General features: G+C 61.8%; 3 protein-coding genes. 2 read left to right on the top strand and 1 reads right to left on the bottom strand.

The genetic code is table 11. The annotated features are described in order from the left end of the window. Positions 1 to 414: 414 nt before the first annotated feature. Entirely contained in the window at positions 415 to 5,316 is a 4,902-nt protein-coding gene (locus F8N21_RS29650) for an alpha-2-macroglobulin family protein (RefSeq protein ID WP_150645507.1), read from the top strand. A 220-nt stretch (positions 5,317 to 5,536) separates the two neighbouring features. Here the strand turns inward: F8N21_RS29650 and F8N21_RS29645 are convergent, their stop codons facing one another. Beyond that, positions 5,537 to 5,830: a hypothetical protein gene (locus F8N21_RS29645; protein WP_150645506.1), complete on the bottom strand. Its 294-nt coding sequence runs from the start codon at positions 5,828 to 5,830 to the stop codon at positions 5,537 to 5,539. A 323-nt stretch (positions 5,831 to 6,153) separates the two neighbouring features. Here F8N21_RS29645 and F8N21_RS29640 point away from each other — a divergent pair. Beyond that, on the top strand, positions 6,154 to 6,736 hold a 583-nt coding region (locus F8N21_RS29640; RefSeq protein WP_191624436.1), incomplete at its 3' end, for a transglycosylase domain-containing protein.

Here is a 6,736-nt window from a genome sequence, read left to right as displayed (position 1 = left end):
AGTCGTCGCAAATCCTATGCCCGCGGTTTACCTGAAAAAGCGTGTTGCCTGATTTTACGACCGCTTCGCGGCCGAACGCAGCCTCGCAGGCTCGGCAGCTGCTACGGGCGTAGTCCTTCACAGATTTCAAAGTTGTGTAGATACCTATGCCTTCTGTGGCGAGGGGGCTTGCCCCCGTTCGGCCGCGAAGCGGTCGTAAAGTCTATACATGCGGTGTGCCTGGCAGAACCGGCTTACAGATTTCAGGGCCGCTGCGCGCCCCAACGGGGGCAAGCCCCCTCGCCACAGTTGAACTCAGTGCTGCAATTAACAGAACTACCCGGCCTCCGTCACTCAATGTTACCAGCGCCTCAGCCGGTTTCGCGCCAGTGAGATATAGTTCAACCCTTCGATACCCCTGCCAACGAGTGCCTCATGCTTAACAAAGGATTGTTCCTGGCCTGTGCGCTGGTGCTGCTAAGCGCTTGCGATTCGTCGACCTCGGATAAGGCATCGACCGTCGCCGCGCCCCCAGCGGTGGTCAGCGTGCTGAAGGTCAATGCACTGCCGGATGTCGCTGGGTTGAAACAGCGCTATACCGGCCGTGAGCTAAGCGTGGTGGACGTCTCCGAGGTTCAGCTCGACGGCGCCAGCACGCTGTCAGTGAGTTTTTCGGTGCCGCTGGACCCGGAGCAGAAGTTCGCCGAAAAACTGCACCTGGTGGACAGCAAAACGGGCAAGCTCGATGGCGCCTGGGAACTCTCCGACAACCTGATGGAGCTGCGTCTGCGTCACCTCGAGCCGCAGCGCAAACTGGTGCTGACCGTCGATGCCGGGTTGCGCGGGGTCAACGATGCCACGCTCGCCGCCGAGTACGTCAGCCGCCTGGAAACCCGCGACCTGAAACCTACCGTAGGCTTCGCCAGTCGTGGCACCTTGCTGCCGACCCGTCTGGCCGAAGGTCTGCCGGTGATCGCGCTGAACGTCGACAAGATCGACGTCGAATTCTTCCGCATCAAACCCGAGGCACTCCCGGCATTTCTCAGCCAGTGGGGCCGCAGCACCAGTCTGCAAAGTTATGAATCGCGCGAACTGCTGCCGATGGCCGAGCTGGTCTACGGCGGCCGTTTCGACCTCAACCCTGCGCGCAACACCCGGGAAACCCTGTTGCTGCCGATCGCCGGTCTCAAACAGTTGCAACAGCCCGGGGTTTACCTGGCGGTAATGCGCGCTTCCGGCACCTACAACTACTCGCAACCGGCAACCCTGTTCACCCTGAGTGATATCGGCCTGTCGGTGCACCGATACCAGAATCGCCTGGACGTCTTCACGCAAGCGCTGGAGGGTGGCAAAGCCCTGGCTGACGTCAGTCTCGAACTGCTCGACAGCAACGGTCGGGTCGTGGGCCAGGGCAAGACCGAGAAGGACGGCCACGCCGAGTTGCCGCTACCGAAAAAGGCCGAAGTGCTGTTGGCTCATCAGGGTGAGCAGACCAGCATGCTGCGTCTGAACAGTGCCGCACTGGACCTGGCCGAATTCGATATCGGCGGGCCGCAGGCCCACCCGCTGCAATTCTTCGTGTTTGGCCCGCGCGATCTGTATCGCCCGGGGGAAACCGTGCTGCTCAACGCCCTGCTGCGGGACAAGGACGGTAACGCGATCAAACCGCAGCCAGTGAGTGTCGAAGTGCGTCGGCCGGATGAGCAGGTCAGCCGCAAGTTCGTCTGGGATGCCGATGCGTCCGGACTCTATCAATATCAATTGCAACTGGCCGGCGAAGCGCCGACCGGGCGCTGGCAACTGGTGTTCGATCTGGGCGACGGCAAGCCGCAACTCTATGAGTTCCTCGTTGAGGACTTCCTGCCCGAGCGTCTGGCCCTTGAACTCAAAGGCCACGATGAACCGATCAAACCAGCTGACACCGCCGAAATCAGTGTCAACGGCCGCTATCTTTACGGCGCCCCGGCCTCGGGCAATCGCCTGAGCGGCCAGGTCTATGTGCGTCCGCTGCGAGAGGCGGTGAAAGCCTTGCCGGGTTATCAGTTCGGCTCGGTCACCGAACAAGAGTTGAGTCAGGATCTGGAGCTGGACGAAACCGCGCTGGACGCCAATGGAGAAGCATTTATCTCCCTTGAAAGCAAATGGGCCGAAGCCAGGTCGCCCCTGCAACTGATCGTGCAGGCCAGCCTGCAAGAGTCGGGTGGCCGTCCGATCACCCGTCGCGTGGTCCAGCCGGTATGGCCGGCGGATCGTCTGCCGGGGCTGCGCGCCTTGTTCAAGGGCGAAGAAACCGATGGCGACGGCCCGGTCGAGTTCGAGTTGCTGGTGGCCAACAACGAAGGCCAGAAACTGGCGGCGGACAACCTCAAGGTGCGCCTGGTGCGTGAGCGCCGCGACTATTACTGGAACTATTCGGAGAACGATGGCTGGAGTTATCACTTCAACGAGAAATTCCTCAACCTTGACGAAGAAACCCTCAGCATCAAGGCTGGCGATACCGCGAAAGTCAGCTTCCCGGTGGAGTGGGGCCCGTACCGCGTCGAAGTCGAAGACCCGCAGACCGGTCTGGTCAGCAGCTTGCGCTTCTGGGCCGGCTACCGCTCCCAGGACAACGCCGAAGGCGGCGCAGTGCGTCCGGATCAAGTCAAGCTGGCGCTGGATAAACCCGCCTACGCCGATGGCGATACGGCCAATGTGACCGTCACTCCACCGGCTGCCGGCCAGGGCTATCTGCTGGTGGAGTCCGCCGACGGCCCGTTGTGGTGGCAGGAAATCGATGTGCCGGCCGAAGGCAAAAGCTTCGCGGTCAAGCTCGATCCGCAATGGTCGCGGCATGACCTGTATATCAGCGCACTGGTGATTCGTCCCGGTGAGCGCAAGGCCAACATCACCCCGAAACGTGCGGTCGGCGTATTGCATCTGCCCTTGGACAGGACTCGGCGCAAACTCGGTCTGACCCTTGATGCCCCGGAAAAAATGCGTCCGAAACAGCCGCTGACGGTGAAGGTTCAGGCGAAAAATGCCGACGGCAGCGTGCCAAAACAGGTGCACGTGCTGGTGGCCGCGGTGGACGTGGGCATCCTCAATATCACCGAATACCCGACCCCGGACCCGTACTCGAGCCTGTTCGGTCGCAAAGCCTACGGTGCCGACCAGCTGGATATCTATGGGCAGCTGATCGAGGCCGGGCAGGGCCGTTTGGCCAGTCTGGCGTTTGGTGGTGACGCGGCGCTGGCCAAGGGCGGCAAGCGACCGGACACCAGCGTGACCATCGTTGCCCTGCAAAGCGCACCGGTGACCCTGAACGAGCAGGGTGAGGGCGAAGTCAGCGTCGACATCCCGGACTTCAACGGTGAATTGCGCTTGATGGCCCAGGCCTGGACCGACGATCGTTATGGCATGGCGGAAGGTAAAACGGTGATTGCCGCGCCGCTGATTGCCGAACTCTCGGCACCGCGTTTCCTCGCCGGTGGTGACCAGACGACCCTGGCGCTGGACCTGTCGAACCTCTCGGGCACAGCGCAGCAACTGAGGGTACAGCTGAGTGCCGAAGGCCAGTTGGACCTGCTCGGTGAAGCGAGCCACAGCGTGCAACTGACTAAGGGGCAACGCATGACCCTGCAGATTCCGGTGCAGGCGCTCGGTGGTTTGGGCCAGGGCAAGGTCAAGGTGCTGGTCGATGGCCTCGATCTGCCGGGTGAGAGCCTGCCACCCTTTACCCGCGAGTGGACCCTGGGCGTGCGTCCGGCATTTCCGGCGATGCTCAAACACTACCGTGCAGTGCTCAAGGATCAGCCGTGGGAGTTGCCGGAAGCTGAACTGGCGGCTTTCGAACCCGCCGGGCGTGAAGCCTTGCTCAGCCTGTCGAGCCGGCCGCCGCTGAACCTTGGCGAACAAATCCGTGCGCTAAAGGCCTATCCCTATGGTTGTCTGGAGCAAACCGCCAGCGGCTTGTATCCGTCGCTTTATGCTGACGCCGCCAGCCTCAAACGCCTCGGCCTGGAAGGCGAACCGGATGCCGAGCGCAAGCGCAAGATCGAACTGGGTATCGAACGCCTGCTGGGCATGCAGCGCTATAACGGCAGCTTCGGTCTGTGGGGCGCTGACGGTGAAGAAGAATACTGGCTGAGCGCCTATGTCACCGACTTCCTGTTGCGTGCTCGCGAGCAAGGTTTCGCGGTACCGCCCGAGGCGCTGAAAAAAGCCAGCGAGCGGCTGCTGCGTTATCTGCAGGAGCGCAACCTGATAGAAGTGAACTACAGCGAAAATGCCGAGCACACGCGCTTTGCGGTGCAAGCTTATGCCGGTCTGGTATTGGCCCGTAGCCAACAGGCGCCCCTGGGCGCGCTGCGCAGTCTGTACGAGCGTCGCACTGATGCACGTTCCGGTTTGCCGCTGGTGCAACTGTCGATTGCCTTGCAGAAAATGGGCGATCAGCCGCGTGCCGGTCAGGCCTTGATTGAAGGGCTGGCGGCATCACGCAACAGCAAGGACTGGCTCGCCGATTACGGCAGCCCGTTGCGCGATCAGGCGCTGATTCTGGCCCTGCTGGAGGAGAACGATCTGGCCAAGGGCAAGCGTGAGGAGCGTCTGTTCGAGCTGTCCGATCAGATGGCAGCCAGCCAATACCTGTCGACTCAGGAGCGCAACTCGTTGTTCCTCGCCGGTCGTGGCTTGCTCGGCAAACCGGAAGCCAGCTGGACTGCGCAATTGAACAGTGGTGGTAAAACCCGTGAGCTGAGCAATAACCAGCCAGGCCTGAAACTCGAAGGTGCATTGCTGGCTTCGCCGCTGTCCTTGCACAATGAAGGCGGCGAGCCGGTGTATCAGCAACTGACCCTTTCCGGTTATCCATTAAAGGCGCCGGTCGCCGGTGGCGAGAACCTGAGCATTCGTCGCGAGTACCTGGGTATGAGTGGCCAGCCGTTGAACCTCAAGGCCTTGGCCAGCGGTGATCTGGTGTTGGTGCACTTGGCGGTCAGCGCCAAACAGCGAGTGCCGGACGCCCTGGTGGTGGACTTGCTGCCGGCGGGCCTGGAGCTGGAAAACCAGAATCTGGCGCAGAGCGCCGCGAGCCTGGAAAACGCCAGCAGCAAGGTCAAGGAATGGCGCGAGTCAATGCAGAACGCCAGCCTCAAGCATCAGGAATTTCGCGATGACCGCTATGTCGCGGCGATGAACCTGGATGGCTACGGCACCACTCACCTGCTGTACCTGGCGCGAGCCGTCACACCGGGCACCTACCGGGTACCACCGCCGCAAGTGGAGTCGATGTACCGGCCGAACTGGCAGGCAGTGGGTGAAACGCCGCCGCAGATGGTGATCAAGGGAAGGTAATCGGGACTTCGAGCAAAGCGCAGAACCTGTGGCGAGGGGCTTGCTGTGGCGAGGGGGCTTGCTGTGGCGAGGGGGCTTGCCCCCGTTGGGGCGCGAAGCGGCCCTAAAACCTGCAATCACATTTTGTCAGGCTCACCGCATTCACAGGTTTTGCGGCTGCTGCGCACCCGAGCGGGGGCAAGCCCCCTCGCCACAGATCGCGCCTACCTGATGATTTGGTTCAATGAATAATCCAGCTCAACAACCACAACCCCAACATCAGCCAGATAATCCCCATGATGATCGAAGCCCGCATAAAGGCGCGGATGGCCGAGTACAACAGCATCAGGCCGACGATCAGCGCGATGATGCTGATGATCGAGGGGTCCATGCCGAGCGTGCGGGATAGCCCATCGACAAAATTGCTGCCGGCGTTAGCCAGGATATTGAACAACCCGCTGAGCCCATCGACGATAAACCGAATGACCGAACCGAGCGCCTGGCCGAGCCATTCGAAAAAGCTTTCTACCTGCATGTGTGCGTCCTGATGAGAGAGTGGGGGTGGATGCCTGAGCTGAAGCTTGGGCAATTATGTGCGCTGGCGAGTTCCGTGAAGCATAGAGGTTTGCCGGTTTGAATTTGCGATTAGTTACTCGATCTCTGTGGCAGCTGGCTTGCAAGCGATTGGGACAGCAGGGTATGTCAGGCAGGACTCTATCCCTGTGGGAGCTGGCTTGCCTGCGATGGGGACGACTCTGTGTATCAGGCAGAACGCCTTCGCGGGCAAGTCGGATCGCCGCACCGCCGCTCCCACAGGGTTCTCGCTGGATAAAGTGGGCGCGTCGGTCCTTGGCTGGGTTGTTGCTTTTGCTCGCGCTGCTCTGGCTCGCCGACCGCCTCTGGCCGCTGCCCTTGCCCCAGGACGACCTGGCGCGAGTAGTGCTGGCCGAAGACGGCACGCCACTGTGGCGCTTCGCCGATGCCAATGGCGTATGGCGCTATCCGGTGGAGACCCGCCAGGTCTCGCCGTATTACCTCGATGCTCTGCTGACCTACGAAGATCGCTGGTTCTACCAACACCCCGGTGTGAACCCCTTGGCGCTCGGCCGGGCCGCATGGCAGAACCTTACTGGCGGCCGTGTCCTGTCGGGGGGCAGCACCCTGTCGATGCAGGTTGCGCGGCTGCTCGATCCCCACTCGCGCACGCTGTTCGGCAAGCTGCGGCAACTCTGGCGCACCGCGCAACTGGAATGGCATCTGTCCAAGGATCAGATCCTCAGCCTGTACCTCAACCGCGCGCCGTTCGGTGGCACGTTGCAAGGCGTGGCTGCGGCCAGTTGGGCCTATCTGGGCAAATCACCGCAGCAGCTGACCCACGCCGAAGCGGCGCTGCTGGCGGTTCTGCCCCAGGCGCCGAGCCGCTTGCGCCCAGACCGTCACC

Origin of the sequence: Pseudomonas fluorescens (assembly GCF_902497895.1) — a bacterium.
GTDB classification, from domain to species: Bacteria; Pseudomonadota; Gammaproteobacteria; order Pseudomonadales; family Pseudomonadaceae; genus Aquipseudomonas; species Aquipseudomonas fluorescens_BP.
Note: the sequence above shows the minus strand (reverse complement) of the source record. Positions and strands in the feature narration are given on the sequence as shown.

Excerpts from the sequence above, each read along its gene's own strand:
- F8N21_RS29645 (WP_150645506.1), bottom strand. The coding sequence starts at position 5,830 with ATGCAGGTAGAAAGCTTTTTCGAATGGCTCGGCCAGGCGCTCGGTTCG.
- F8N21_RS29650 (WP_150645507.1), top strand. The coding sequence starts at position 415 with ATGCTTAACAAAGGATTGTTCCTGGCCTGTGCGCTGGTGCTGCTAAGC.